A 25,772-nucleotide genomic window follows, 5' to 3' on the forward strand; every position below is an offset into this window, starting at 1 on the left:
CAAGCCTGCGGGGTTTCACATCAGTTACTCTTCCCGCAGGAGTCCTCGTCTTGCACTCCAATCAACCGCTAGAAACAATTTAAATGCTCATGAAACAAATGAAAAACCCGGCATCATTTTCCTTATATTAGAAAAATGATGTCGGGTTTTACTATAACTAAGACACTTTTGTCTCAGCCTCGTTTTTTTATTTTGCTGGTTTCGTTTCTTTCTCAACGGCTTTTGGTGCGTACAGCTTTTTGCCGATGAGCGTTTGGATGATCAGGAAGGCCCCACCCGCTGCCCAGTAGAGGGGAAGGGCAGATGGCGCATTCAATGAGAAGATGAAGATCATGACAGGTGAGAGAAGTCCAAGGATCTTCATCTGCTTCTGCTGCTCAGGAGTCATACCGATCAGGGTCACCCTCGACTGGACGAGGTAGACAATCCCGGCGATGACCGCCATGGCGATATTCGGCTCTCCAAGATTGAACCATAGGAACGAGTGGTCGGCAATTTCTGTTGAAGAGCGGATGGCATAATACAGGCCGATAAGGATCGGTGTCTGGATGATTAAAGGGAGGCAGCCCATATTCAATGGATTGACGCCGTGCTTTTGGTATAGCTGCATCATTTCCTGCTGAAGTTTCTGCTGCTCTTCTTTATTCTTCGTTTCTTTGATCTTTTTCTGTATAGCCGACATTTCAGGCTTCATCACGTCCATCTTCACTTTCATTTCCTGCTGATTTTTATAGGTGCGCAGCATGAAAGGAAGCAGGATCAAACGGATCAGGATCGTGATCACGATGAGAGCAAGTCCAAAGTTCCCACCTAGGAATGTTCCGATCTCGTGGATCAGGTAGGCAAATGGATTGACGAAATAATCGTGGAAGAATGCTCCGTCAGTCGTAGCACTCTGACATCCCCCGAGTGTGATAGCGGATATGAGTATAAGTAGTGATATGGTTAATTTCTTCAATGATGTGTTCCTCCTTGAGTGTTTGGATTGTTAAATGAATTGACAATCCAAGGAGGACGGTTCATCACTTTCTGCATGATAAAAGAGGAATTTCATCATTTTGATCAATCTGGTACCGGCGGTTTCATTCTGGTCTGCCTGAACTTCCGCGACCCGTTGAATCCCATCAATCCGTTTATAGGGCGAGTGGGAATAAAGCTTGAACGGGAAAGGAAATTGATTCAGTAACAGGATCAGGATGAATAACAGCAGGATGCTGAAGTGGATCGGGCTCAGATAAAAATCGATGAACTCCTGCATAAAAAGAATAGACAATGGAGGTTGGCTCCTTTATTTAAAGGTCATACAAGTTAGAGTATACTTCTTCTGCAGGGAAAAATCCATGATAATCTATTGGACCATGTTGGTCATTTTCCCACAAAGGACCGCCACCTGGCCATTTTGAGCCTCTGCACAGACGTCTTGCGGGAAAGGGAGATACCCCGACCAAAAATCCGGCTCATTGGACGACAATGTAGGCGATCATGGGGCCGTTTTGCTCCATTGTTTCATGCAGGTCGCACACGAGTTTATACGTTCCGGGGTCGGCAAAGGTATAGTGCACCACCGTTTCTTCCCCTTTTTTCACCACTCCGGTCACGTTTGTCCCCTCAATGTGGAAGGGATGCTCATGTCCATTCACTCCGAGGATCCTGAGTTCGACCTCTTTTCCGCTTTCAACAACAATCGTTCCCGGGTCCCATCGATAGGATTCGATCTTTTTACCACCAGGCAGTTCTGATGAGAATTCCCCCGTCACCAACTGAAACACCTGTGCTTTCCCGCCTGGGAGGGAAACGGTCGGATAGTCATCCCGGTTCGACAGGTACCAGAGAGTGCCTGTAGCAATCATCACGATCAGCATACCTGTGATCAGGAACCTTCTTTTAGATATGGAATAAAATTTCATAGGTTCACCCCTGTATCGTTCTTGTCCTATAACTATGCACCGCAGCACAAGAACTTGTCTCCGTCCAGAGGATAGAATTGAAATGTTTTGCATTTTCCTTATTTTTTTGTACAATTTGGGGAGAAGGAGTGGGAATATGGAATCAAAATGGAAAGTGATCAAAACGAAGAGCGATGCTGAACCATGGTGGTTCTTCGAAAATTGGGAACAGGATATCGTGGAAGAATGGTCCTTTGACAATGAAGTTGAAGCCATGGAAAAATATAAGGAACAAATTCTCCATCACCGATCCCTCTATCCAAATATGAAAGCAAAACATGTTCATTCCATTGCCTTTTGGAATCCGGAAGAAATTGAATTCTGTGAGGCATGTGACGATGATTTACAGCTATTCATCGGCCTGATCCTGTTCAAAGACGGGAAGCCGGCGGAACATTTGCCATCCAACGAACTATCAAAGGAACTCCATGACTATATGACCAATCGATAAGGGCCGCCCAGTGTCGGCCCTTTTAATTGATGACTCCGGTGCGGACGATTTCATTTTCAACCGTCACATGAAACGTCGCTTTTTGGTAAAGATCGGTCCATTCTTTACGTGTCAGATCCTGATGACCCCTCACGCTCATATACTTCATCCCGAATCCGACAGGGTCCGTATGATTCTCCTGTAGAAAAGTGAGGACATCTTTAATGGACTCCTCCATCTTTTGATCAATTTTACTTTCAAGCAGTCCAATGACTTTCGGATTTCCAAGACGAAGTTCCTCCGACATTTCCAGTAAGCGTGACTTGACCTTCAGTGTGATGTGGAAATCCGGCTGATTCCTGTCGGGCATGCGGATCTTGAAGGAAGAGCGTATGCTGTCCAGTGTGATGAACAGATTTTCCTCAGTACGATCTTCACGGTCCCATTTGGATAGATGATTCTTGAAAGGGTCTAACGGGACCCCCAATTCTACACTGCCTACTTCATATTTTTCTATAAGAGATCGTATATAGAAAAATTTCTCCTTCCCGACACTTTGTACGAAACGATCTTCATCAAATAGTGCAAATCCCTCGACCCCCAAGTCCCCATCCGTGATCGACAACATAGGGAGGATGGCATCCTTCCCGACACTACCATAATCTGTAACGAATTCCTGCAGTGTCGGTGCGATGATCGTTTCCCCATCTACGTTCTGCTGGATGAGATTATAAAGATACGTCCCCGTATTGGATGGTTCTTCCTTTAATGGAAAAGTCAAAATCTCCTCAGCAGAAGAATCGGCCACTGCCAGATATACCATATTGCCAATGGAGGAATCCCTTTCAAGTGTATCCACAAGGTGAGCGATCCCTTCTTCCGCGATATCCCTTCCGTAGACCGCGACCCTGAGCTGACCGGATACGAGTTTATGATCGGTTTCAAGGTTTTGGGAGAGCCTGACTCCCTTGGTTGTCCGGGCAGTCGTGGTCAGCGTTTTCTCTACTTCATCCATCGATGGGTTGAATTGATAAAGAACGGTGGTGCCTTTAATTTTATTATCGTCTTCCTTGTCGTAACCGACAGCCGTAATCAGCCCCAATTTCTCAAGGTACTTGGTCTCCAGACATCCTGTAAGAAAGAGGAGACAGGAGCAAAGGATACAGAGCATTTTCACGAGCGACTCCTCCTTTTTGTCAATCGCATCCTGATCTTGACCAGGGCGAAGAGGATGAAGGGGTAAATGAAAGCGAGGACAAAACTGCCCGTGGCGATCCGGTCCGTAATGGTATTGATGAGGACCCTGTTCTCCAAAAAGATGGAGATAAGCCAGATCGCAAGGCAGAAAATGATGATCGATTTCTTATGGGACACATTGAACGTCCTTTTCATCCCCCTGATGGCACTCCAGAAGTAGGTGCAGATATTGGGTAGAATAATAAGCATCCAAAAGGAGACTGCGATGAATTCAAACCGTTCCAAGTTCGGGATTCTGAGGATTTTGAACATGGATAGGATGGGCCAAATCGTTTTCATCAATGTCTCTTGGGAGAAAAAACCGATCGAGACGACAGTCAGGACCGTGAATAGGATCGTTGTGTAACCTGAACCGATCAAGGCGAATTTCAAGACTTTCTTCTTTTCTTTGATATAAGGGTAATATACAAATAAAAGTTCAAATCCCACCATGGAAAAGCTGCTTTTGTAGATGCCCTTCATGAGTTCATCCGGTGAAGCCGTCATGACGGGGAGCAAATGATTGAAGCTCATGAATTTGACCGGGGTGTAGATCATGAACACGAGCCAAAAGGCGAAAATGAATCCGAGGAAGCAGATCCCCGCTACAACCCTGAAGCCTCCGCTCACTCCATAGGCCAACAGGATGAGGAGGAGGCCCATCACAAGCCACGGCTGGATCTTAGGGAAAATCCACGCCTGTACCATCTCAATGTAATTCATCATGATGATGAACGTTACACACAGAAGATAGACGACATACACGCAATTGAAGAATACACTCAGCCACTTTCCATAGACATCCCTGTGTATGCCATAAAGATCCGCCGACTCATATGACTTCAGGATGGCGACCATGATGAAAAGCACAAGGCTGATGGAGAGACCGGTCAAGAGTACACTGATCCACGCATCCCTGCCTGCCTCCATGAAGACGATACGCGGCAGACCGGCAATCCCGACGCCGGTCTGTGATGTATGAATGATGAACATGACTAGAAATGCGTTGATCATGAATTTTGGCTGGGGATCCAGGTTTACTTTCATGGAGACCCTCCTTTCCATCGTCACGGGTCGTATAATCATTTTTTATGTTTGATTTTCTCTTCCGGAATCCTGCCAGCATCACTGGGGTGGTTCGTGACCGGTCGCTTAGAAAGGAACTGATAGGGGAGTCGGAAGAGACTATACTTCAAATCCTGATACCTGAACGGGTAAGCTGGTGACAGGTATGGTCTTCCAAGGGTGGTCAGCCTTAATAAGTGGATGAGAAGGAAACAGAAACAAAACATCATCCCCAAGCCACCGTATAAGCCTGCCATGATAATCAGAGGGAAGCGTAGAACCCTTACGGCTGTACCGATGGCATAGCTAGGGGCGGTAAAGGAGCCCAGGGCACTAATGGCGATGATGATAATCAGGATATTACTTGTAAATCCCGCTTCTACGGAAGCCTGTCCGATCACGATCCCTCCGACGATACCCATCGTCTGACCCACTTTGGTCGGCAGTCTCGCCCCTGCTTCCCTTAATAACTCGATGATGAATTCCAGCAGGAGTGCTTCGAAGACGGGGGGGAAGGGTACATTCGACCGGGATTGGCCGAGCGAAACGAGAAGGGCCGACGGAATCACCTCGTAATGATACGTAATGACGGCCACATAGGCGGGTGTAAGCAGGATCGAGAAGAAGATGGCAATGAAACGAACAAGGCGTAGGAATGTCCCCATGTTCCATCGCAGATAAATATCTTCCGTCGATTCAAAAAAACTCAGGAAAGTCGAGGGACCGATGATGACCGTTGGGCTTCTGTCCACCAGGATCCCCACCTTACCATGAAGGAGGGATACGCTTACCCGGTCAGGCAGCTCCGTTGTAAGGAACTGTGGGAAAAACGTATAGGAATTATCCTCAATCATCTGGGTCAGGACCGTTGAGTCCAAAATGCTGTCCACTTCAATATCCTGGATGCGCTGACGGAAGGTATTCACATTTTCTTCGTCGGCAAGGTCCCTGATATAGACCATCTGCACTTTGCGTTTCAGCCGATCTCCGACTTCGAAGGTTTCCACGCATAAGTTGGGGTCGTTCACATTGGCACGAACCAGATTTAGGTTTTTTGATATCGACTCGGTAAAAGAAACCTTCGGACCGAAGACGAGTGATTCGGTCTCAGCCTTTTCCAGGCTCCTCGTTCCGGGATCACTGATGTCCGCTATTGTTGCGTACTTTGATTCTTCATGAAAGACGATGGCAGCCCCATTGAGGAGCTGACTGATGGTGTCTTCAACGGAGTCGGTGGTCGAAAGTCCCCCGATGGAAATCACACCATGGACCTCTTCGTCTGACAAGGGGTCAGGCCAGTCTTCGAGCGGTCGAAGGATATGACTGTGCAGAGCCTGTGAATCGATAAGGTCTTCAAGATAAGCGATGGTGTAAGCTTGAGATCCCTTCTCCAACTGCCTCATCACGAGATCACTGCTGGTTTGTACTCTTCCATTCAGAGCGTCTAAAAGAACGCTGCCGAAAGGTCTCTGTTGTTTACTCTTGATCACGATGTTCATCACCCTGACATGACTCATTTACCTTTTAGCCTGCCCGGAGATGAGCATATTACCCCGTGTATCATCATAAAATGAGGGAGATGATCTTGCATATTTTCCCTGGATTCCATCCATACTAGGGAGGAGAAGGATGTTCACTATATTTAAAAGTAAAAGTATGGTACAATAGAAGTGAACATATAGCATATATCCATCAACCCTTACCATCTACAGCAGTTTTATTTTTTCCATGTTAGAAAGCTTAGCGGGAAAATCCTACTTATCTTAAAGGAGGACATTCAATGGCTTTTGGTCGTAGAAATCAAGTTGAGGAAGAAATTAAAACAGAAGAAACAAAAATTTGGGCTTGTTCCGCTGAAGATTGTAAAGGCTGGATGAGAGATAATTTCAAAAGCGAAGACACTCCTAAGTGTCCGTTGTGTAAAGAAGATATGGTACAGTCGACAAAGGTTCTGCAGGTTGTGGATAACCCCCATCCTACCTTGAAGACTTCCTGATCGGGACCGACAATCGTCGGTTCTTTTTTCTTTTGCCCGCCCAAATGCTAAACGCTTTTCCGGTTTGATGAATACACTGTATTGTATTCTGACTTCAAGGGAGGGAGCATGGTGGCTGTGAAAAAAGAGACTGACACAAAAAAGCCAGAAGAAACGCGTCGTACCGTATGGGAGCAATTCTGGAAAGGGACGGCGCCAAACGAAGATAAAAAGGAATCCAAAGAAATCAAGTGGTTTTGAAAGAGAGGCGGTATCACGGAAGTCCGTGACCGCCTTGTTCATTTTTAGTGTGGACTCTTTATTGGCAGATAGGAAAATCTGTTTTACAATTAGGGGACCACAATCATGATAGGAGGTCGAAGGTTTGCAGCAAGCCATAAATGTATTAAAAGAGTATTTCGGATATGATTCATTCAGAACCGGGCAGGATGAGATTGTGCAACATGTTCTAGCCGGACGGGATACTGTCGGGATCATGCCTACCGGAGGAGGGAAGTCCCTTTGTTACCAGGTTCCGTCTCTGCTCCTAGATGGAGTGACCGTCGTCATTTCACCTCTGATTTCCTTGATGAAGGATCAGGTCGATGCCCTCATCCAACAAGGGATACCAGCCACTTACATAAACAGTACGCTAACGGCAAGAGAAACGGATGAAACGATGACCGGCCTGTCAGCAGGTGAGTATAAGCTCCTCTATATCGCACCGGAGCGATTGGAATCTAGAAGTTTCCTGAGATTCCTTCAAACCCTTCCCATCCCCCTTGTAGCGGTTGATGAAGCCCACTGTCTCTCCCAATGGGGACACGATTTCAGACCCAGCTACATGAACATTTCCTCGGCCGTGGGCCAACTTCCGACCAACCCCGTCATCCTCGCTTTGACGGCTACGGCGACCCCTCAAGTTCAACAGGATATCCTCCAGCATCTTCACATCCGTGATGAGAATATGGTACTGACAGGGTTCGAACGGGACAATCTGTTCTTCCAAGTCGTCAAAGGGGAAAACCGAAAAAAATGGGTGGAGGATTACGTAAAGAAGAACCGGGATCACTCTGGGATCATTTACTGTGCCACAAGAAAGGAAGTCGAAGCTCTGCATCAGCTTCTCGAACGGAAGGGAATCTCAGTCGGTAAGTACCACGGTGGTTTGTCCGATCGTCTCCGTGAAGAACAGCAGGATGCTTTCCTGAACGACTCGATATCCATCATGGTGGCCACGAATGCCTTCGGTATGGGTATCAATAAATCGAATGTGCGGTATGTCATCCACTATCAACTGCCGAAGAATATGGAAGGCTATTATCAGGAAGCCGGAAGGGCAGGACGTGATGGACTCGACAGTGAGTGCATCCTCCTTTTCGCTCCGCAGGATATCCAGACTCAGCGATATATCATCGAGCAGAATCTATCGCCTGATATGCAGATGAATGAAATGCAAAAGCTCAGGGATATGATTGACTTTGCCCATACGGAATCATGCCTGCAACAATATATCCTCACCTACTTCGGAGAGGAAGGGGATACAAGATGCGGAAAATGCAGCAACTGCCTGGATGACCGTGAACAGGAAGATGTGACGGTCAGAGCACAGATGGTCCTATCCTGTATGCTGAGGATGAATGAGCGATTCGGGACCTCCCTGATTGCCGGGGTCCTGACCGGATCAAAAAATAAAAAAATCATGGATTGGCGATTTGATGAGCTCTCCACATACAGACTCATGAAAGATCAATCGCAAAAGGATGTCTCCCTTTTTATTGAGTATTTGATCGCAGAAGGAGTGATTGCGGTGGAAGGGGGGAGCTACCCCATCCTCAAAGTGTCTGCAAAGGGAAAAGAGGTGCTGTTGGGGCAGAGATCGGTTTCAAGGAAGATCCAAAAGACGGCGGTCCGGGTCATCAAGAAAGAAGATCCCCTTTTCGAATCACTTCGCCAGATCCGAAAAGAGTTGGCAGAAGGAGCAGGTGTTCCGCCATTTGTCATCTTCTCGGACAAGACGCTTCATGACATGTGCGAAAAGCGTCCCAAATCACGGGATGAGTTCCTCGATGTGAGCGGAGTGGGGCAGAATAAGCTCGTTAAATACGGAGATGCGTTCCTGAAAGGAATCGCAGACTTTGAAGAGAGGGAAGTGAATGAAGAAGAGTCCGGAGAACTAATTGTAGAAGATGGGCCTTCACATATCGTGAGCTATCAGCTATTCATGGAAGGGTACGAGCCAAAGCAGATTGCTTCACGGAGAGGCATGAGTTCGACGACGATCGAGAATCATATTGCCCGCGCCTACGAAGAAGGGATAGGTAAGGATTGGACGCGTTTGTTTTCAGAAAAGGAGGAAGGGCTCATCAGGGAGGCCGTGGAAGAGGCAGGTTCAGATAAACTCAAGCCTATCAAAGAGCTCTTACCGGATGAAATCAGTTATTTCCAGATCAAAGCATTCCTTGCAAAACACAAATAAAAAAAGCCTCGCGGGAAACATGATGCTTCCGGCGAGGCTTTCTTCTTTTATCAAGCTTTTTGCGCCGCTCTCATTTCAAGGAATTCATCATAAGATGATTCTTTGTCAATAAGTCCTTCATCGGTAAGCTCAATGATGCGGTTGGCAATCGTTTGAACGAACTGATGGTCATGGGAGGCGAAGATCATGGCACCTTTGAAGTTGATCAATCCATTATTGAGGGCAGTAATGGATTCAAGGTCCAAGTGATTCGTCGGCTCATCGAGCATAAGCACATTCGATGAGCTGAGCATCATCTTCGACAGCATACAACGAACTTTCTCTCCACCTGAAAGCACTCCCGGTTTCTTCAATACTTCTTCTCCGGAGAACAGCATGCGGCCAAGGAATCCGCGCAGGAACGTTTCGCTCTCATCGTCAGGAGAATATTGACGGAGCCAGTCGACAAGGGTCTGCTCGCTGCCTTCGAAGTATTTCGAGTTATCATTCGGGAAATATGCCTGACTTGTCGTGACGCCCCATTTGAATGAACCGCTGTCCGGCTCCATCTCTCCAGAGAGGATTTTGAAAAGGGTCGTTTTGGCAATTTCATTTTTACCGACAAGGGCAATCTTATCTTCCTTGTTCATGATGAAGCTGACATTGTTCAGTACCTTCACGCCATCAATCGTTTTGCTGAGGTTTTCTACGCGCAGGACGTCATTTCCGATTTCGCGTCCTGGTTGGAAATGGACGTAAGGGTAGCGCCTTGAACTTGGCTTGATATCATCAAGGCTAATTTTCTCAAGGGATTTCTTACGGGATGTCGCCTGCTTCGATTTGGATGCGTTCGCACTGAAACGCGCTACGAATGCTTGGAGCTCTTTGATTTTCTCTTCTTTTTTCTTATTTTGGTCCTGTGCCATCTTTAGAGCGAGCTGGCTGGACTCATACCAGAAGTCATAGTTCCCGACATAAATCTGGATCTTGCTGAAATCGAGGTCCGCAATATGCGTACATACTTTATTCAGGAAGTGACGGTCATGGGATACGACGATGACGGTGTTCTCGAAATTGATCAAGAAGTCTTCGAGCCACTGGATTGCCTGAAGGTCAAGGTTATTCGTCGGCTCATCAAGAAGCAGGACATCGGGTTTGCCGAATAGTGCCTGTGCAAGGAGTACTTTTACTTTTTCTCCACCGGTAAGCTCCGACATCAGCTTTGTATGGAGGTTTTCACCGATTCCAAGACCCTTTAAAAGGATCGCAGCTTCTGACTCGGCTTCCCACCCATTCAATTCTGCAAACTCACCTTCAAGTTCCGCTGCTTTCATGCCATCTTCATCAGAGAAGTCCTCTTTCATATAAATGGCGTCTTTTTCCTGCATTACTTCATAAAGGCGGCTATGTCCCATGATGACTACTTTCAGGACTTCATGTTCTTCATATTCAAAGTGGTTCTGTTTCAAGACAGCGAGTCGCTCACCTGACCCCATGGAAACATGGCCGGTTTGTGATTCGATCTCTCCTGATAATATTTTTAAGAATGTGGACTTGCCGGCACCGTTTGCCCCGATCAAGCCGTAACAGTTCCCCGGTGTGAATTTTATATTGACGTCCTCGAATAATTTTCGGTCGCCGAAACGCAAACTTACATCTGATACTTGGATCATGTATGAAACCCTCCTAATACTCAATCTAAAAGATTATACCATGCAAGAGGCTCAAAAAGATAGGGAAGTCGGCTCTTTTAGCCTTACATGAAGGATAACGCAGAAGCATCCTGCCAAGAGATGAGGAAGAGATGCAAGCGGATAAAAAAGTTTTGCAAATTTTGATGCAACGCTGTATGATAAGTAACAAAACCAATCGGAAAGGTCGGATTTGTATGGAGCCTAAAACGATTCCCAAGCCTCTTGTCCAATTGAATCAGTGGAGCATCTTATTTTTTGTACTCTGCTTCTGGATTTTTCACGTTGAACATTACCTGCTCATCCCATTGGCAGCCAATGCATGTGGTGCCTTTTTAGGCTTCAATCCGATCGTGAAAGCTGGCCGGGCATTTTTAAGGAACGACGCCTCCACCTACATTCAGGAGGATGCCGAACAACAAAAATTCAATAGTACGATCGCGGTGATTTGTCTTGCTGCTGGTTATCTCTCATCCCTTGCAGGCTGGTCGATTGCGTCGGTCGTATTCACGGCCATGGTGTTCATATCAGCGGCCGTTGCATTGCTTGGCTTCTGCATCGGATGCTTCATCCGTTTTCAATGGAAGAGGTATCAATATAAACGGTCACACAGCTGAAATAAAAACGATCCGGGCCCATCAGGTCCGGATCGTTTTTTTGCATGAATAGAAAGTTCAAGGTCGGGGATAGTAAGGAGGAATACGAACTAGGAGGAAAGAAAAATGAAAAAATTGATCCTTACGGGAGCATCGATCTTGATGATCTCCGCAGCAGCAGCTGGATGTGCTTCAAAAAACGGCACAGATAAAGAAGGAATGAATGACAACCTTCAAAACGTGAACTATGACAACCAGGCCGAACGTGACTATAACAACAATCAAATGAATGATGGAATGATGAATGATGGGAACTACTCCATCTCAGAGGAGGCTGCCAATAAGGTTGCCAACCTTGATAACGTAAAGAGCTCCTATGTCATGGCGACCGACCATAATGCCTATGTAGCGGCAGTCCTTGATAATGGGAAATTGAGCAAGGACCTCGAAGACAAGATCACGAAGCAAGTAAAGGAAACAAATGGAAGCATCCATAACGTCTACATTTCAACCAACCCTGCATTCGTTGACCGCATGAAGGATTATTCCGGTAAGGTGAAGAACGGTCAGCCGATCGAAGGCCTCGGAGAAGAAATCAGCGGCATGATCCGCAGCGTATTCCCGAATCGCAACCAATAAAACAAAGAGGACCGGATGAGATTCCGGTCCTCTTTCTTTATTCATGAGACGGCGAAGAATAAGATGAACAGTGCCGCTAGTACATACATGATCGGATGAACTTCCCTGGCCTTTTTCGACGCGATCATGGCGAAGGGATACAGGACGAACCCTGCAGCAATACCGGTCGCGACACTAGAGGTAAGGGGCATCATGATGATGGTAAGGAAGGAAGGAATGAATACTTCCAGCTTGCCCCAGTCGATATGCCTTACCTCTGTTGCCATCAAGGCACCGACAATGATCAGTGCCGGCGCCGTCACTTCGGGGGTGATGACGGACAGGATCGGCGAAAAGAACAGAGCAATAGCGAAACCGAGTGCGATGATTACTGAGGTGAAGCCTGTGCGTCCCCCTACGGCAACTCCTGCAGATGATTCAACGAAAGATGCCGTCGTGGAAGTACCAAAGATGGATCCTGCCACTCCAGAGGCGGAATCGGCCAGCAGGGCGCGTCCGGCATTCGGGATCTGGTTGTCTTTCATCAAACCTGCTTGACTTGCGACGGCAATTAAAGCACCTGCGGTGTCGAAGAACGCCACGAAGAGGAAGGTGAAGATGACGGCGAAGATCTTCAGTGAGAAGATGTCGCCGAGATGGCTGAACACGACTCCGAACGTAGGAGAAAGACTTGGTACCGCCCCGACCACGGAATGGGGCACATCTATTTGTCCGACAATCATGCCAAGGATGGTCGTGATCACCATCCCGTAGAAAATCCCTCCTTTAATGCCCTTCACAAGGAGCATCAGAGTGACGATGAAACCGAAGACAGCAAGCAGTGCCCCCGGTGACCCGAGATTTCCAATGGACACAATGGTATCTGCATTCGCCTGGATCAGCCCGGCATTTTTAAAACCGATGAAGGCAACGAAGAAGCCGATACCCCCGGCAATAGCGAATTTCAGATCGGACGGGATGACGTTGATGATCTTTTCACGTATTTTCATCAAGCTCAGGATCATGAAAATGATGCCGGCAATGAAGACACCGGTCAGGGCCGTTTCCCAAGGGACGCCCATCCCGATACAGACGGAAAACGTGAAGAAAGAGTTGAGCCCCATGCTCGGCGCGATTCCGACAGGGAAGTTCGCCAGCAGCCCGATCAGCAGCGATCCGACGATGGCAGAGAGCGCAGTAGCGGTGAAAAGGGCACCTTTATCCATACCGGTCTGACTTAGTATGATGGGATTGACAACCAGTATATACGCCATGGATAGGAAGGTTGTAATCCCTGCCAATGTTTCTTTACGGTAATTTGTACCACGTTCTTCAAATTTGAAGAATGCTTTCATAATAACCCTCCTAGGATGAGAACAATAAAAAAAACCCCGGCCCCAGACCAGAGTTCACTCTACAAAAGGAATGTATATGAAAACATTCATCTTCTTGTAGACAAGCCATTTAGGGTAGCTGGTAGAAACGTTCAAGCCATATTCTTGAACTTATACAAGGGTTCATGTATTTTATTATAATCAGAATAGATGAATCATATCAAAATCCATCGAAACGGGTCAATATATGAGGTAAATGTTCCTTTTTTCACTCTTTTCTAAATTGATTCTTTATTCCTAAATGGCCGGACGCCCTATACATAAGGTAGGAAACAGGCTATATTTAGGGAATACGATTATTTAATACTTGTTAACGGCAGGAGGAAATACAATGTCTTCATTAAAACCGGGCGTGGTGGCGGAACTGACGGCCGACCAGGAAATGCCATACGGATTCTTTTTAACCGATGGTGAAAATCGCGTGCTGCTCCACCACTCTGAAATGACCGAAGAACTTCAAGAAGGGGATACGGTGACCGTGTTCCTTTATCATGATAAAGAAGTAAGGCTGGCTGCGACGATGCGTATCCCGAAGATCCAGGTAGGATATTACGGTTGGGCAGAAGTAGTGGATAAGCATGAAGACCTCGGAGTATTCGTCAACATCGGTCTTCCGAAGGATATCCTCGTTTCTGGTGACGACCTTCCAAAATTCTTTTCACTGTGGCCGGAACCGGGAGATCAGCTGTTCATGACCTTGAACCGCGATAAGCAGGACAGGCTGTATGGCCGTCTGGCAACGGAGAACATCATCGAACAGGTAGCAAGGAGAGCTTCTTCCGAAATGAACAGGGCAAGCATCCAAGGAAGGGTTTACCGCCTCCTTCGGGTAGGCACCTTCTTCCTGTCTGAGCAGGGCTATCGCTGCTTCGTCCACGAAAACGAGCGTCGTGAAGAACCGCGTCTCGGTCAAATGGTCGAAGGGAGAGTCATCGACGTGAAGGAAGACGGTTCCCTTAATGTATCATTCCTTCCATTAAAGCAGGATAAGATGTCCGATGATGCCGAGATCATTTTCGAATACCTCCTTGAGCGTAACGGCTCTATGCCCTATTGGGACAAAAGCCTTCCTGAAGAAATCAAGGACCGTTTCAACATGAGCAAGGCATCATTTAAACGGGCTCTGGGCATGATGATGAAAGAAGGCAAGATTTATCAGGAAGATGGCTGGACATATTTGAAAAAAGATTGATGGAAAAAGGAGTGGCTAATTCGCGCTCCTTTTTTTACATTGCCGTCCGTAGGGGGTTCAACGAAAAATGGATCCTGTATTTCCTGAGACTGGTGAACCACATATGAAAGGAAGGCGACCTGTATGCAATTGGTCAAAGCAAGTGTCATTGGTTCAAGAGGGACGCCCTATGAAGTGGGAGTGGACCTAGGAAATCAATTAAAAGGGTCCCCCCTTTACGGTTTTCATCTGGAGAGAAGAAAGAAGTCCCGGAATTCCTATGCGACAGTAATGTCTGAGGTGAGGGATCTCTTCATGCAGTATGATCCTTCTTTGTGGGAGGAAATCAACGGGTTTGCCGAAGGGATCGGTTGGACTCTGGAAGAAACCGTCCATGAGTATTCAGGATATCAGGCGGATTGGCCGGTGTCAGGCTGTTCGGCACTGGCAAAAGACGGGATCTATGTCCGTAACTATGATTTTCATCCGAAAACCTATGAAGGAAGACTGCTTTTGACCCAAACAGAAGGAGCCTATTCGAGCATCGGGTTTTCGGGCAGGGGTATCGGCCGGATCGACGGTCTGAATGAAAAAGGGCTGGCCCTTGGCTTCCATTTCGTGAATCGTATGAATCCTGGAAAAGGATTGATATGCACGACGTTAGCGAGGATGGTCCTGGATACTTGTTCCACAACGGAAGAAGCGGTGGCCCTCCTCAGTGAACTTCCACACCGGCAAAGCTTCAATTATTCCATTCATGATCGCAAGGGGAAGTCAGCTGTGGTGGAAGCAAGCCCGAGAGGTGTGCAATCATATGAATCAGAGGGAAGCCTCGTATGTGCCAATCATTTTCAATCCCCTGATCTTCTGGGGGAAAACCGTTTCCACATCAAGGAGTCCAAGGAGCGGTTGGTCCATTTGAATGAAATGATGGAAAGTCCCATTACACTGATCGAGGGATTCCAAAGCTTTCATCACGAAGAGAGCAGGATCTTCAAAAAAGACTATGAGCAGTGGAACGGAACAATCCATACGGTAGCCTTCGACTGCAGAAGCCTCTCGGCCGTCGTGGGCCTTGGGAGCGGATCCCGGGGTGTGACCATCGATTTTTCGAAATGGCTGAAGGGGGAGAGGCTACACATAAAAAAAATCGTCGGAAGATTTCCGACGACGGAAATATTTCACTTCATGGAAAGGGAGAAAGAACCGGGGAGGTCGAGCGATTGATGGCGTTTCATGGTGGAGGACTTCCCCGGTCCTTATGCTTAAGGTGCACAACTCCAAGGGAACTATGCATGACCGGTTCATCGCTTCGCATGATCCCCAATAGCCTCATGCGATTATACCGCTGAATGAGGATCAGGGGCAGGTTGAACGCAATCCCGTATGCCCCCATCCACCAGCCGATCGTTCCTCCGCCGAAGAGGATGAAAAACGGAGAGGGGATGAGCTGGAGCCAGTGGCACAGCTCGGCCCGGTTCAACTCCGCGAGGAATCGTCTCCTGCCACTTGTCCTTTTGAGGCCGATGTCCTTCTTTGAGATCCCGTTACGGAACCATGCTCCGGCATCGGGGAAGACGCTTTTCCACTTCCTAACCACCATGATCCGGAACCAACCGTCCCCTTCGAACCCCCTCGGTTTGAACACACTTGTAAGGCGGAGCAGGGTGCCTTCCTTCAAGAGTGAACAGCCATAAGCCGTCAAGAGATGAATGCTCAACCAAGCCAAGATGTTGAACAGGATGATCATTTCATTTTTTCGTCCTTTCCTTTATCAAGAACAATGTACCGTCCTTTCCACTTGACCTTCTTTGTAAGAAACGTCTGCAGGAAGGACCGGGTAAAAGCAAGGAGGAAGAATAGGAGATGGATGGGGAAGAGAAGGGTGTCCAAAAATGTGAAGTTCCCGATCACCCTGGAAATCAGATACAGTTGCAATGCAAGGACTCCATACCCTGTCATATAAACATAAGGGGCCTCCACCATTCGATCGACACCCTGAGCAAGAAGTGACACCAGGGTGCCGATCCATACACAGGTTAGAATCGTCGCAAAGGGATGCCCCGATTTCGCTCCGGAAGCGAAGCTTTTGGACCACCCCGAAAACAGTTCTTCGATCCCGACTTCGTACATCCTCATGTTGACCGCTCCTTTACCGTTGAGCGCGCGCACTTTTTCGCCGCGTCCCGAAGCCTTCTTGGCGAATGAAAAATGCTCGACCACCTGCGTTCTCATGTCCTCATGTCCACCAAGTCGTTCATAGCTTTCCTTTGAACTTATCATGCACTGACCGTAGCCGCCACGGGTCCTGCCGAGGAAATGTACAGAGGCCATGATAATCAGTTGGAAGAAAAGGGAGAAGGGCTCATGGCCATGCTTCATCACATGGTAAGGCTGGATTGTCAGGATCCCGTCAGAATGCTGCTCTTCATAGGCCTCACAAAGCTTGAGGAGTCCCGAGCTATCGAGCCATGTATCACTATCCAAAAATATCAGGATATCTCCCTTCGCTGCATTGGCCCCGTGCCAACACGCCCACGTTTTCCCTGCCCATCCTTCAGGCAGAGGGGGTGTATCCACGATGTGTACACCATAAGAACCAGCAACATCTTTCGTCCTATCGGTCGACCCATCATTGACGACAATCACCTCTAATGGTGACGCCAATTGCTTGGAGAGGCTTTCAAGAAGCCTGCCTATGGTGCCTTCCTCATTCCGCGCCGGAATGATGACGGAACATTTTTTGACCAGAAATGCTTTTTGTACATGTATGTCCTTCTTCAAACGATGAACCTTCGGAAATAAGACAAATGTCAGAATGATGGCCGTGATCCAAAGCGTCATATCATACACCTCAATCAATCGTATTTATAGCTCATTTTAGTCATGAACACGTCTCCCCATACGTTTCTTCGATTAGATTCTGTGAAAAATGGCAAGAATGGGTAGCGGATAAACCTGATATTGAAGGAGGAAGAAGTATGAAGAGAAAAGTAGTCATAGTAGGAGGAGGCATTGCAGGGATGTCGGCTGCCATTAGGCTGGCGGCAGAAGGTCATGCGGTGACCATACTGGAGAAAGGGGAGCGTCTCGGAGGGAAACTCAACCAGCGAAGCGGAAAAGGATTCACCTTTGATACGGGTCCTTCCATTCTCACCATGCCGTGGGTGTTGGAAAAAGTGTTCGCCCATGCGGATCGTGATATTCATGATTATATTGAAATCGTCAGGGTCGACCCGGGCTGGAGGACATTTTTCGAAGATGGGAAGGTCATCGATCTGTCAGCAGATCTTCCCACCCTCCTTGCTGAAGTCAAAAAGCAATCTCCTGAAGATGCGGAACAACTGTTTCAATACCTATCCTACGGCAGTAAGATGTACGAGCTGACAATGAAAAGCTTCTATAAAAAAAGCATCAGCGGTCTCCAGGATTTGAGGATGATGCATGGGGTGAAGGAGCTTATCCAGATGGATCCAATGAAGTCGATGGATGCCGCCACACGCAAGTTCATCAAGGATAAGCACCTGCGGCAACTGTTCAATTTCTTGATCATGTATGTGGGATCATCTCCTTATCAATCCCCTGCCATCATGTCCCAGTTGACTCATGTTCAATTGGGTATCGGAGTCCACTACGTTAAAGGCGGAATGTATAAAATCGCAGAAGCGATGGAGAAACTTCTCGGCGAGCTTGGTGTCGAGGTAAGGCTTCGCTGTGAAGTGGAGGATATCGTGACGACGGGAAGCCGGGCAGAAGGCGTACGAACCAAACTAGGTGAGGTGGTTCCGGCAGATCTTGTCATATCCAATCTCGAGGCGATCCCTGCCTATCAATCACTTCTCGGTGAGATGCCAGAAGCCAAAAGGGAAGTGGAGGAACTCGCCAAGTATGCACCGTCCGTATCTGGCTTGGTGATGCTCCTCGGCGTCGACAAGACGTATGACCATCTTTCCCATCATAACTTCTTCTTCAGTGAAGATCCTAAGAAGGAATTTCATCAAATTTTTGAAGAAAAGAAGATGGCGGATGATCCCACGGTCTATATCGGAATCTCCTCCAAAACGGATCCGTCACAGGCCCCGGCAGGAAAAGAGAATCTCTTCGTCCTCACCCATGTTCCTCCATTGAAAAAAGGTGAAGACTGGAGTCGGCATGAAGAGGCATACAGGGAAGTGATCCTGAATAAGCTGGAGCGCATGGGTGTGAAAGGGCTCAGGGACCATATCGAATTCGAATACACCTTCACGCCGAATGATATCCAGAAGCTTTATGGGTCAAATGGCGGTTCAATCTATGGAACGGTGACGGATCGGAAGCTGAACGGAGGCTTCAAGGTTCCGAATAAAAGCCGGATCTTGTCCAATGTATATTTTGTGGGGGGATCGACCCATCCAGGTGGAGGGGTGCCGATGGTTTCTTTGTCCGGACAGCTGACGGCAGAGCTGATCCTCGACGAACAAGCGAAAGACGGCAGGGCCACCGGGTAAACAAAAAGGCAGCACGGGTGAAAACACCCGTGCTGCCTTTTTGTTTCATTTTTTCCAGTTTTCTTCGATGAATTCGTCCCTTCCGGACTTCGCGCGGTCTTCCTTGTACTCATCAGGATTCGTTTTGTAGAAGTCCTGATGGTAGTCTTCAGCAGGATAAAAAGTGGATGCTGGAAGAATCTGAGTCACGACCGGCTGTTTGAACCGACCGCTTTCTTCAATCTGTCTTTTTGTTTCTTCTGCTGCATTCCGCTGTTCTTCATCATGATAAAAGATGGCCGTACGGTATTGATCACCGCGGTCCTGGAATTGCCCGCCATCATCCGTTGGATCGATTTGTGGCCAGTACAGCTCCAGAAGCCGTTCGTATGGGAAAAGCTCAGGATCAAATGTAATCTGAACCGCTTCATAATGACCGCTGTTTCCTTCTTTGACTTCTTTGTATGTCGGGTCCTTGATGTGACCCCCTGTGTAGCCGGAAACGATTCCGTGTATACCTGGGAGCTCATCGAAAGGCTTCACCATGCACCAGAAGCATCCTCCCGCGAATGTTGCCAAATGTGTATGTGCACTCATCAGTTCTTCCTCCAAATCATAGTAGTAGTCAAGATTCCGTATCCTCAGGAAGGGAATGAATCTCCTTGATTGCCCAATCACACCAGTCGACATACATCTGCGCGTACCTGATCCCATACTCTGCCGTCAAATACTCTCCAACCTGCCCATAACCGGGCTTATTGCCCTGAAACATTTGTTCCTTCCACTGCCCGGTCCCGGTGACCACCATTTCGTTATGCGCCTTCATCCGTTGAAGGAGAGAGATGGCTTCTTCTTTTGAAATGACGTGAAAGGCAGATGTCTTGATCAGGAATTCATCCTTGATCTTGGCTGGTTTGCTCTTTGTATGAATCATCCATTCTATCAGGTGGCGTTCTCCGTCAGGGGTGATGGTATATACCTTCTTATTCGGGCTGCCTTCCTGATAAACGATGTCATGAGTGGTAAGGTGCTCTTCCTCCATCTTCCCGAGTTCCTTGTATACCTGGGAGTGGGTCGAGCTCCAATAGTAGATTTGCTGGGTTTTGAATGTATGGAACAGGTCGTAGCCCGTCTGAGGTTGCTTGGCCAATAAACCGAGCAATGCATATCGAATAGACATAAAAAAACTCCTTATCATGTTGACGCGCTGGGCCATTGAATCTCGTAATAAGGTCCATTATATCATGAATGGGCTCTCAAAGCCCTTCCAAGACGGCGCTCGAGCTGCAGGATGTGAAAAAAGATTCACTATCCTTGTAAACTTGTGTATAATTCTCAGTGGATAATCTTACATAAAGATCATGGGTGAAGCGCTTGACGCCTCATAATAGGGAAGCCGGTTCAATTCCGGCGCGGTCCCGCCACTGTAAATGGGTTTGCTCCTTCAACGCCACTGTTTCGATGAAATGGGAAGGCGGAGGAGCGCATACTCATGAGCCAGGAGACCTGCCCATGTTCTGATCACACCGATCTACGCGGATAGAAGGGTGTACGGTGCTTGATGCATTTTACACTAACATCCCTGTTGAAGGGATGTTTTTCTTTCGCCTGGAACGAACAAGGAGGAGAAACGATTGAAACATTCAATCAAGATCGTATTAGCCCTGTTCCTAGCGCTTGGATTATTGACAGCATGTGGAACGACAGACAACAAAGCAGAGGAAAAATCCTCTGAAAAAAGCAGTGAATCCGTATCCGAACCGGTCACGGTAGAGGACGCACTCGGGGATGATATCACCCTGGAGAAAGCACCTGAAAAGATTGTCACCCTTATCCCAAGTAATACGGAAATCCTTTTTGAACTGGGACTCGGTGAAAACGTCGTCGGGGTGACCGATTTTGATAACTATCCGAAAGAAGCTGCAGATATTGAGAAGATCGGCGGAATGGAATTCAATGTCGAGAAGATCGTAGGGATGAAACCCGATCTCGTCCTTGCCCATGAATCCACGGCTGTATCAGCAAAAGCCGGTCTGGACCAGATCAGGGATTCCGGTATTCCTGTTTATGTCGTACGTGATGCATCCAGCTTTGATAAAGTCTATACGACAATCGAGAATATCGGAAAACTTGTTGGGGAAAATGAAAAGGCGGAAAAAGTCGTTTCAGACATGAAGGATGGAATTGAGTCCATCAAAGAAAAAACCGCTTCTGTAAAAGATAAGAAAAGCGTATATGTGGAGGTTTCCGGGGAACCTGAGATCTATTCCACCGGCAAGAATACCTTCGTCGATGAAATGCTTGCAACCATCAATGCCGACAATGTGATGGGAGATCAGGAAGGATGGATCAATGTAAGTGAAGAAGACGTCCTCGCAAAAAATCCTGACGTCATCATCACGACATATGGTGAGCAAGCCGTTCAACAAGTCCTTGATCGCAGCGCGTGGAAGGATGTACAAGCCATCAAGGACGAAGAAGTGCATGATGTGAACACCGATCTTGTGACGCGTTCAGGTCCAAGGATCGTAGAAGGAGTAGAGGAAATTGCCAAAGCGGTCTATCCGGAGCTATTCAAAGAATAAAATTTGGATCAGTTACGCTGCGTCCCTTGCTTTCCTTATCATCTCTATCCTGGTAGCCATCTCTGTCGGTACGATCCGGGTCCCGTTCATGGATATCCTCCAGATCATCGGGGCAAAAATGACTGGAAGAGCTGTACCGCCCGAGGTAGATCAGATGTTCATTAATATCGTTTATTCCATCAGGCTTCCAAGAGTCCTGTTGGCCCTGATCGTAGGAAGCTCCCTTGCTGTTGCGGGAGCTTCTTTTCAAGGTCTCTTGCGGAATCCCCTTGCCGATCCATACACGTTGGGTGTTTCCTCGGGGGCATCAGTGGGGGCGGTGGTCACGCTCTTCTTCCATTTGACGATCCCGTTCATCGGTCCGTTCACGCTTCCATTTTTGAGTATCCTGTTTTCCGTCGTGACCATTTTTATCGTCCTATGGTTTGCCCAAAAGGTCGAAAGGACGATGAAGGTGGAAACGATCATCCTGACCGGCATCATCTTCAGTTCGTTTCTGGGGTCCTTCATTTCCCTCATGATCGCACTAACAGGGGAGGAATTGAGGCAGATCATCGGATGGTTGCTCGGGAGCGTGTCCATGAGAGGATGGGAGTATGTGGGGATCGTCCTGCCATTCTTCGTGGTCGGCGTCCTCTTGCTGCTGCTCAATGCCAAAGAGTTGAACGGGATGAGCTTCGGGGAGGATCAGGCTCGCTACATCGGGATATCAGTCCAGAAAAGGAAGCTGCTGATCCTTATCTCCGGAAGTATACTCACGGGCGCGGCTGTAGCCGTTTCGGGTACAATCGGGTTTGTCGGCTTGGTGGTGCCCCACTTCCTTCGCAGGATCGTCGGTCATGACCATGTCCATCTCCTGCCGCTATCCGTACTGACAGGTGGAGGATTCCTCGTGCTGGCCGATCTTGTATCGCGGACCATCATTGCACCGACTGAGCTGCCTATCGGAGTCATCACTTCTCTGGTGGGTGCCCCGATTTTTGCATATATACTTCTGAAGAAAAGGAGGGCATCCATATGATGAAGGCAGACCGCGTATCGGTCGGGTACGAAGGAAGGAAGGTCGTCGACGGAATCAGTTTCTCCATCGGGGAATCGGAATTCTTTGGCATACTCGGTCCGAACGGAAGCGGTAAGACGACGCTATTGAAAGCCATGACGGGTCTTTTACCGTTGCTGGACGGGACAATCGAGATTGCCGGAAAATCCATCGATGCTTACAACGCCAAGGAGCTTGCCCGCATGGTAGCCGTCCTTCCACAGCTTTCGGGAGACACTTTTTCCTACCAGGTGAAGGAAACCGTCATGCTTGGCCGGTACGCCCATCAAAAAGGCTTCCTCAAGACGGTTTCCGAATATGACGAAGAAGTGGTGGGACGCGTCATGGATCAGACAGGGGTTGGGGTGTTCAAGGACAAATACCTTCATGAGCTCTCTGGAGGGGAACGGCAACGGGTCTTCCTTGCACAAGCCCTTGCCCAGGAGCCGAAACTATTGCTGCTTGATGAGCCCACCAACCATCTTGATCTATCCTATCAGAAATCCCTGCTCGACCTCATTAAAAAGCAAACCCTCGAAGATGGCCTTACGGTGATTTCCATCTTCCACGATCTTAATTTGGCGAGTCTCTACTGCGATCGCCTCCTGTTACTGGAGGATGGTAAAACGAAAACCATCCATCTGCCTGAAGAGGTGCTCAAAGAAGAAAACATCGAGTCAGTATACCGTACGAAGGTACAAAAGCAAGCCCACCCTAGCGTTGCCAAACCTCAAATGATGATTATCCCCCAATCGGAAACATCATCTCGTGTCAAGATGGGTCCTCAACATCTTTCCATAGGGGAAAGCGTGATTCATTATGCATCCCCGACCCCTTTGAAATGCATGTCTTCTGGGATATGTGGGGCCGGTATCGGGTGGCATGCCGATTTCATCAATCGGAGGGTGCCACCGACGTATGAACATGTTGATTATGAAGGGGACATGCGCCGCTTCATCCAAGAACATGATCTCGAACCCTCACGGACGGTCGGCATGATGACGGCGCTCGACCTCTCACTGGTAGCCCATGGGAGATACCAGGATGGGGATAAGGCAGTATTCATCGTCGTCACGGCAGGGACCGGCAATGCCATTGATGTTTCGACAAGTTATCTCCACCCGTCCGCCCCGGCCCCCGGCACCATTAACCTGTGGGTTTACATCGAAGGGAATTTGACGGATGAAGCGTTTATTGAAGCGCTCGTTACATCCACGGAAGCAAAAGTCAAAGCGCTCATAGATGAAGGAGTAACCGATCCACGTACTGGTGGAAGTGCGACGGGTACACCTACGGACAGCATCCTCGTCGCTTCAACCCAAACCGGGGATAAGGATCATTTCGCAGGTCCTGTCACGACCATCGGAAAACTCATCGGCCGGGGGGTCCATGAGGTGACAAGGAAAGCAATCCAGAACTATAAGAATCATAAAAGAGGGGGGAGTGAATGGAGGGACTTCGTATGAATAAGCATGCTGTCTTTATTTTCTTCCTGCTGCTGGCTATTCCCGCAGGGCTCATGGATATCCCGATCCTTGGTGTTCAGTTGACGATGATCAGCCTGCCGCCACTCCTTGCAGCCTCCTTCCTCGGTACATACAGAGGAATCCTGGTCGCCGCAGTCGGAGCTGTGAGCCTTCTGATTATGGATGGCCATGGAACGTCATCATTAACTGAGATCGCCTTTCTATTGATAGCCGTATGGCTATTCGGGGTCATTTTCAGCAGATGGAGAGCTGAAGCGGCGGCGATTGTCTTCTTCTTCGTTTACGGCTTACTCTGTCCATTGATCATTCAGATCATTGGATACAGTCCTCATTTTGTGACGTTTTGCCTATCCGCCATCCTGAGTCTGACCATCGCCCATTTTGTGTATGGTTTCTTCAAAGGAAAATCATGAGCTTTCTTCCCTCTGTCACAAGTTGTACACATCCGATGTGGGGGTATGAATTCCTGAAGAAAAAGTACTAATATCATACTTACTTTTCCAATTCTTTATGATAGAATAGGATTTCGACTGAACATTTTAGTGGGGAAATCTGCTAGACTATCCATTAACTAAGGATTGTAGATTTGAACCTCCTATATTATCATTCAGACATCCAGCATCTGTAATTGAAAGTCACAAAAGTAGGTGAGGAAATGGATTCGCGAATCAATCGCAAAACGAAGAAGAAAAAACGCGGTAGAAAGATCATATTATTGTTACTGATCATCATCCTAGCTGTCGTTGGATATTCGGCTGTTCAGTTTTACAGTGGGTATAAAGCGGCCGGCGGAGATCAAATAGACGAGAATTACGAGTTTAATGGTGTGAAAGACGAAAATGGTCGGATCAATATCCTGCTTCTCGGGGTGGACAGCAGGGGGGAGGAAAAATCCCGTACTGATTCCATGATGATCGCTCAAGTCGATCCAAAGACCAATGAAACAAAAATCGTGTCCCTCATGAGGGATATGTACGTACAGATACCTGGATATCAAGGGTACAAGTTGAATACAGCGTTTTACCTTGGTGGACCTGAACTTCTCCGCCAGACCATAAAAGAAAACTTCGGCATCGATGTTCAATATTATATGATTGCTGACTTCAAAGGATTCGAGAAATCGGTGGATATCCTTGCACCGGACGGCATCGAGATGACTGTCGAGCATGCCATGTCCAAAAACATCGGTGTGTCACTCGAGCCGGGCGTCCAGAAGCTGAATGGAAAGGAACTGTTGGGCTATGCCAGGTTCCGCTATGATGCCAAATCGGATTTCGGACGGGTGGAACGTCAGCAAGAAGTCATTTCTGCACTGAAGGATGAAGTCCTCTCCATCGGGGGAGTGACCAAGCTTCCGAAGCTGGCGGGTTCTGTACAGCCATATATCCAAACGAATATGTCCAAGATGGATCAAATTTCGATTGTCAAAGATGTGGTGATGGGCAGCGATAAAGAAATCGACAAACTCACGCTTCCTCTCGAAGGGACGTATACGTTCGCAGACTATAGCGGCGTCGGCAATGTGATGGAGGTCAATTTCGAAACGAATTCAAAAGCGCTTCAGGACTTCCTTAATGGGAAAAGTTCTGACGAAGTGAAAGAACAATAATGACGA

26 protein-coding genes and 2 riboswitches are annotated in these 25,772 nt (G+C 47.8%); of the genes, 14 read left to right on the plus strand and 12 right to left on the minus strand.

Features of this window, described 5'->3' with window-relative positions; genetic code table 11:
• Window positions 1–187: 187 nt before the first annotated feature.
• The 3 genes from yidC to ACNA6I_RS04855 form a co-directional block, all read right to left on the minus strand.
• Window positions 188–958, minus strand: coding sequence for a membrane protein insertase YidC (gene yidC, locus ACNA6I_RS04845; protein WP_048003781.1), 771 nt, complete (start codon window positions 956–958; stop codon window positions 188–190).
• A gap of 30 nt (window positions 959–988) precedes the next feature.
• Complete coding sequence (locus ACNA6I_RS04850) at window positions 989–1,273, minus strand: hypothetical protein (RefSeq protein ID WP_148795236.1); 285 nt, start codon at window positions 1,271–1,273, stop codon at window positions 989–991.
• Between the two features lie 184 nt (window positions 1,274–1,457).
• On the minus strand, window positions 1,458–1,907 hold the full coding sequence (locus ACNA6I_RS04855) for a cupredoxin domain-containing protein (RefSeq protein WP_048003779.1): 450 nt from the start codon (window positions 1,905–1,907) through the stop codon (window positions 1,458–1,460).
• A gap of 136 nt (window positions 1,908–2,043) precedes the next feature.
• On the opposite strand from ACNA6I_RS04855, the gene ACNA6I_RS04860 reads away from it, so the two are divergent.
• The gene (locus tag ACNA6I_RS04860; RefSeq protein ID WP_048003778.1) at window positions 2,044–2,397 is read left to right on the plus strand and encodes a DUF1033 family protein; all 354 of its coding nucleotides are present in this window, start codon (window positions 2,044–2,046) and stop codon (window positions 2,395–2,397) included.
• 22 nt (window positions 2,398–2,419) lie between these two features.
• Here ACNA6I_RS04860 and ACNA6I_RS04865 read toward each other — a convergent pair whose 3' ends face one another.
• From ACNA6I_RS04865 to ACNA6I_RS04875, 3 genes are read right to left on the minus strand one after another with little or no spacing between them, the layout of a single operon-like run.
• Window positions 2,420–3,547 carry a Ger(x)C family spore germination protein gene (locus ACNA6I_RS04865; RefSeq protein ID WP_231578783.1) on the minus strand — a complete coding sequence of 376 codons (1,128 nt, stop codon included), beginning with the start codon at window positions 3,545–3,547 and terminating at the stop codon, window positions 2,420–2,422.
• 2 nt (window positions 3,548–3,549) lie between these two features.
• Window positions 3,550–4,659 (minus strand): GerAB/ArcD/ProY family transporter, encoded by a 1,110-nt coding sequence (locus ACNA6I_RS04870; protein ID WP_416313003.1) that lies wholly within the window; start codon window positions 4,657–4,659, stop codon window positions 3,550–3,552.
• Between the two features lie 35 nt (window positions 4,660–4,694).
• Window positions 4,695–6,176, minus strand: a complete 1,482-nt coding sequence (locus ACNA6I_RS04875; RefSeq protein WP_048003890.1) for a spore germination protein — start codon at window positions 6,174–6,176, stop codon at window positions 4,695–4,697.
• Window positions 6,177–6,457: 281 nt separating this feature from the next.
• On the opposite strand from ACNA6I_RS04875, the gene ACNA6I_RS04880 reads away from it, so the two are divergent.
• The 3 genes from ACNA6I_RS04880 to recQ all read left to right on the plus strand — a co-directional run bounded on the left by ACNA6I_RS04880 (window position 6,458) and on the right by recQ (window position 9,131).
• Window positions 6,458–6,673 carry a cold-inducible protein YdjO-related protein gene (locus ACNA6I_RS04880; protein ID WP_048003775.1) on the plus strand — a complete coding sequence of 72 codons (216 nt, stop codon included), beginning with the start codon at window positions 6,458–6,460 and terminating at the stop codon, window positions 6,671–6,673.
• A 108-nt stretch (window positions 6,674–6,781) separates the two neighbouring features.
• Window positions 6,782–6,913: a hypothetical protein gene (locus tag ACNA6I_RS04885; RefSeq protein WP_283957821.1), complete on the plus strand. Its 132-nt coding sequence runs from the start codon at window positions 6,782–6,784 to the stop codon at window positions 6,911–6,913.
• A gap of 124 nt (window positions 6,914–7,037) precedes the next feature.
• On the plus strand, window positions 7,038–9,131 hold the full coding sequence (recQ, locus tag ACNA6I_RS04890; RefSeq protein ID WP_416313004.1) for a DNA helicase RecQ: 2,094 nt from the start codon (window positions 7,038–7,040) through the stop codon (window positions 9,129–9,131).
• 50 nt (window positions 9,132–9,181) lie between these two features.
• Here recQ and ACNA6I_RS04895 read toward each other — a convergent pair whose 3' ends face one another.
• A complete protein-coding gene (locus ACNA6I_RS04895) occupies window positions 9,182–10,783 on the minus strand; it encodes an ABC-F family ATP-binding cassette domain-containing protein (protein ID WP_048003773.1) in 1,602 nt (533 codons plus the stop codon).
• Window positions 10,784–10,998: 215 nt separating this feature from the next.
• Between ACNA6I_RS04895 and ACNA6I_RS04900 the strand changes: the two genes are divergently transcribed.
• The gene (locus tag ACNA6I_RS04900; RefSeq protein ID WP_048012886.1) at window positions 10,999–11,418 is read left to right on the plus strand and encodes a DUF4395 domain-containing protein; all 420 of its coding nucleotides are present in this window, start codon (window positions 10,999–11,001) and stop codon (window positions 11,416–11,418) included.
• A 105-nt stretch (window positions 11,419–11,523) separates the two neighbouring features.
• Window positions 11,524–12,036: a YhcN/YlaJ family sporulation lipoprotein gene (locus ACNA6I_RS04905; protein ID WP_048003772.1), complete on the plus strand. Its 513-nt coding sequence runs from the start codon at window positions 11,524–11,526 to the stop codon at window positions 12,034–12,036.
• A 41-nt stretch (window positions 12,037–12,077) separates the two neighbouring features.
• Here ACNA6I_RS04905 and ACNA6I_RS04910 read toward each other — a convergent pair whose 3' ends face one another.
• A complete protein-coding gene (locus ACNA6I_RS04910; RefSeq protein WP_048012844.1) occupies window positions 12,078–13,370 on the minus strand; it encodes an NCS2 family permease in 1,293 nt (430 codons plus the stop codon).
• Window positions 13,371–13,447: 77 nt separating this feature from the next.
• Window positions 13,448–13,548, minus strand: a riboswitch (purine riboswitch).
• 192 nt (window positions 13,549–13,740) lie between these two features.
• Between ACNA6I_RS04910 and ACNA6I_RS04915 the strand changes: the two genes are divergently transcribed.
• Both ACNA6I_RS04915 and ACNA6I_RS04920 read left to right on the plus strand, forming a co-directional pair.
• Window positions 13,741–14,601, plus strand: coding sequence for a S1 RNA-binding domain-containing protein (locus tag ACNA6I_RS04915; protein ID WP_048003770.1), 861 nt, complete (start codon window positions 13,741–13,743; stop codon window positions 14,599–14,601).
• Between the two features lie 123 nt (window positions 14,602–14,724).
• A complete protein-coding gene (locus tag ACNA6I_RS04920; protein WP_082824360.1) occupies window positions 14,725–15,807 on the plus strand; it encodes a C45 family autoproteolytic acyltransferase/hydolase in 1,083 nt (360 codons plus the stop codon).
• A gap of 7 nt (window positions 15,808–15,814) precedes the next feature.
• Here ACNA6I_RS04920 and ACNA6I_RS04925 read toward each other — a convergent pair whose 3' ends face one another.
• Together ACNA6I_RS04925 and ACNA6I_RS04930 are read right to left on the minus strand one after the other, a co-directional pair.
• Window positions 15,815–16,309 carry a glycosyl-4,4'-diaponeurosporenoate acyltransferase gene (locus ACNA6I_RS04925; RefSeq protein ID WP_156489344.1) on the minus strand — a complete coding sequence of 165 codons (495 nt, stop codon included), beginning with the start codon at window positions 16,307–16,309 and terminating at the stop codon, window positions 15,815–15,817.
• 17 nt (window positions 16,310–16,326) lie between these two features.
• Window positions 16,327–17,433: a glycosyltransferase gene (locus ACNA6I_RS04930; RefSeq protein WP_231578780.1), complete on the minus strand. Its 1,107-nt coding sequence runs from the start codon at window positions 17,431–17,433 to the stop codon at window positions 16,327–16,329.
• A 128-nt stretch (window positions 17,434–17,561) separates the two neighbouring features.
• Between ACNA6I_RS04930 and ACNA6I_RS04935 the strand changes: the two genes are divergently transcribed.
• Entirely contained in the window at window positions 17,562–19,067 is a 1,506-nt protein-coding gene (locus ACNA6I_RS04935) for a phytoene desaturase family protein (RefSeq protein WP_048003768.1), read from the plus strand.
• Between the two features lie 45 nt (window positions 19,068–19,112).
• Here ACNA6I_RS04935 and msrA read toward each other — a convergent pair whose 3' ends face one another.
• Window positions 19,113–19,643: a peptide-methionine (S)-S-oxide reductase MsrA gene (msrA, locus tag ACNA6I_RS04940; protein ID WP_251526658.1), complete on the minus strand. Its 531-nt coding sequence runs from the start codon at window positions 19,641–19,643 to the stop codon at window positions 19,113–19,115.
• 28 nt (window positions 19,644–19,671) lie between these two features.
• Window positions 19,672–20,226: a PadR family transcriptional regulator gene (locus ACNA6I_RS04945; protein ID WP_048014436.1), complete on the minus strand. Its 555-nt coding sequence runs from the start codon at window positions 20,224–20,226 to the stop codon at window positions 19,672–19,674.
• A gap of 166 nt (window positions 20,227–20,392) precedes the next feature.
• Window positions 20,393–20,575: riboswitch (cobalamin riboswitch) on the plus strand.
• A 105-nt stretch (window positions 20,576–20,680) separates the two neighbouring features.
• On the opposite strand from ACNA6I_RS04945, the gene ACNA6I_RS04950 reads away from it, so the two are divergent.
• The 5 genes from ACNA6I_RS04950 (at window position 20,681) to ACNA6I_RS04970 (ending at window position 25,766) form a co-directional block, all read left to right on the plus strand.
• Window positions 20,681–21,631: an ABC transporter substrate-binding protein gene (locus ACNA6I_RS04950; protein ID WP_048003765.1), complete on the plus strand. Its 951-nt coding sequence runs from the start codon at window positions 20,681–20,683 to the stop codon at window positions 21,629–21,631.
• The gene (locus ACNA6I_RS04955; RefSeq protein ID WP_416313005.1) at window positions 21,594–22,652 is read left to right on the plus strand and encodes a FecCD family ABC transporter permease; all 1,059 of its coding nucleotides are present in this window, start codon (window positions 21,594–21,596) and stop codon (window positions 22,650–22,652) included. Before ACNA6I_RS04950 ends, ACNA6I_RS04955 begins: the two co-directional genes overlap by 38 nt.
• On the plus strand, window positions 22,649–24,136 hold the full coding sequence (locus ACNA6I_RS04960; protein ID WP_416313006.1) for an adenosylcobinamide amidohydrolase: 1,488 nt from the start codon (window positions 22,649–22,651) through the stop codon (window positions 24,134–24,136). The genes ACNA6I_RS04955 and ACNA6I_RS04960 overlap by 4 nt, the downstream gene beginning before the upstream one ends.
• Window positions 24,133–24,570, plus strand: coding sequence for a hypothetical protein (locus tag ACNA6I_RS04965; protein ID WP_148795226.1), 438 nt, complete (start codon window positions 24,133–24,135; stop codon window positions 24,568–24,570). Before ACNA6I_RS04960 ends, ACNA6I_RS04965 begins: the two co-directional genes overlap by 4 nt.
• A 242-nt stretch (window positions 24,571–24,812) precedes the next feature.
• Window positions 24,813–25,766, plus strand: a complete 954-nt coding sequence (locus tag ACNA6I_RS04970) for an LCP family protein (protein WP_416313007.1) — start codon at window positions 24,813–24,815, stop codon at window positions 25,764–25,766.
• Window positions 25,767–25,772 lie beyond the last annotated feature (6 nt).

The organism is Rossellomorea sp. FS2 (genome assembly GCF_047915635.1).
Lineage (GTDB): Bacteria > Bacillota > Bacilli > Bacillales > Bacillaceae_B > Rossellomorea > Rossellomorea marisflavi_A.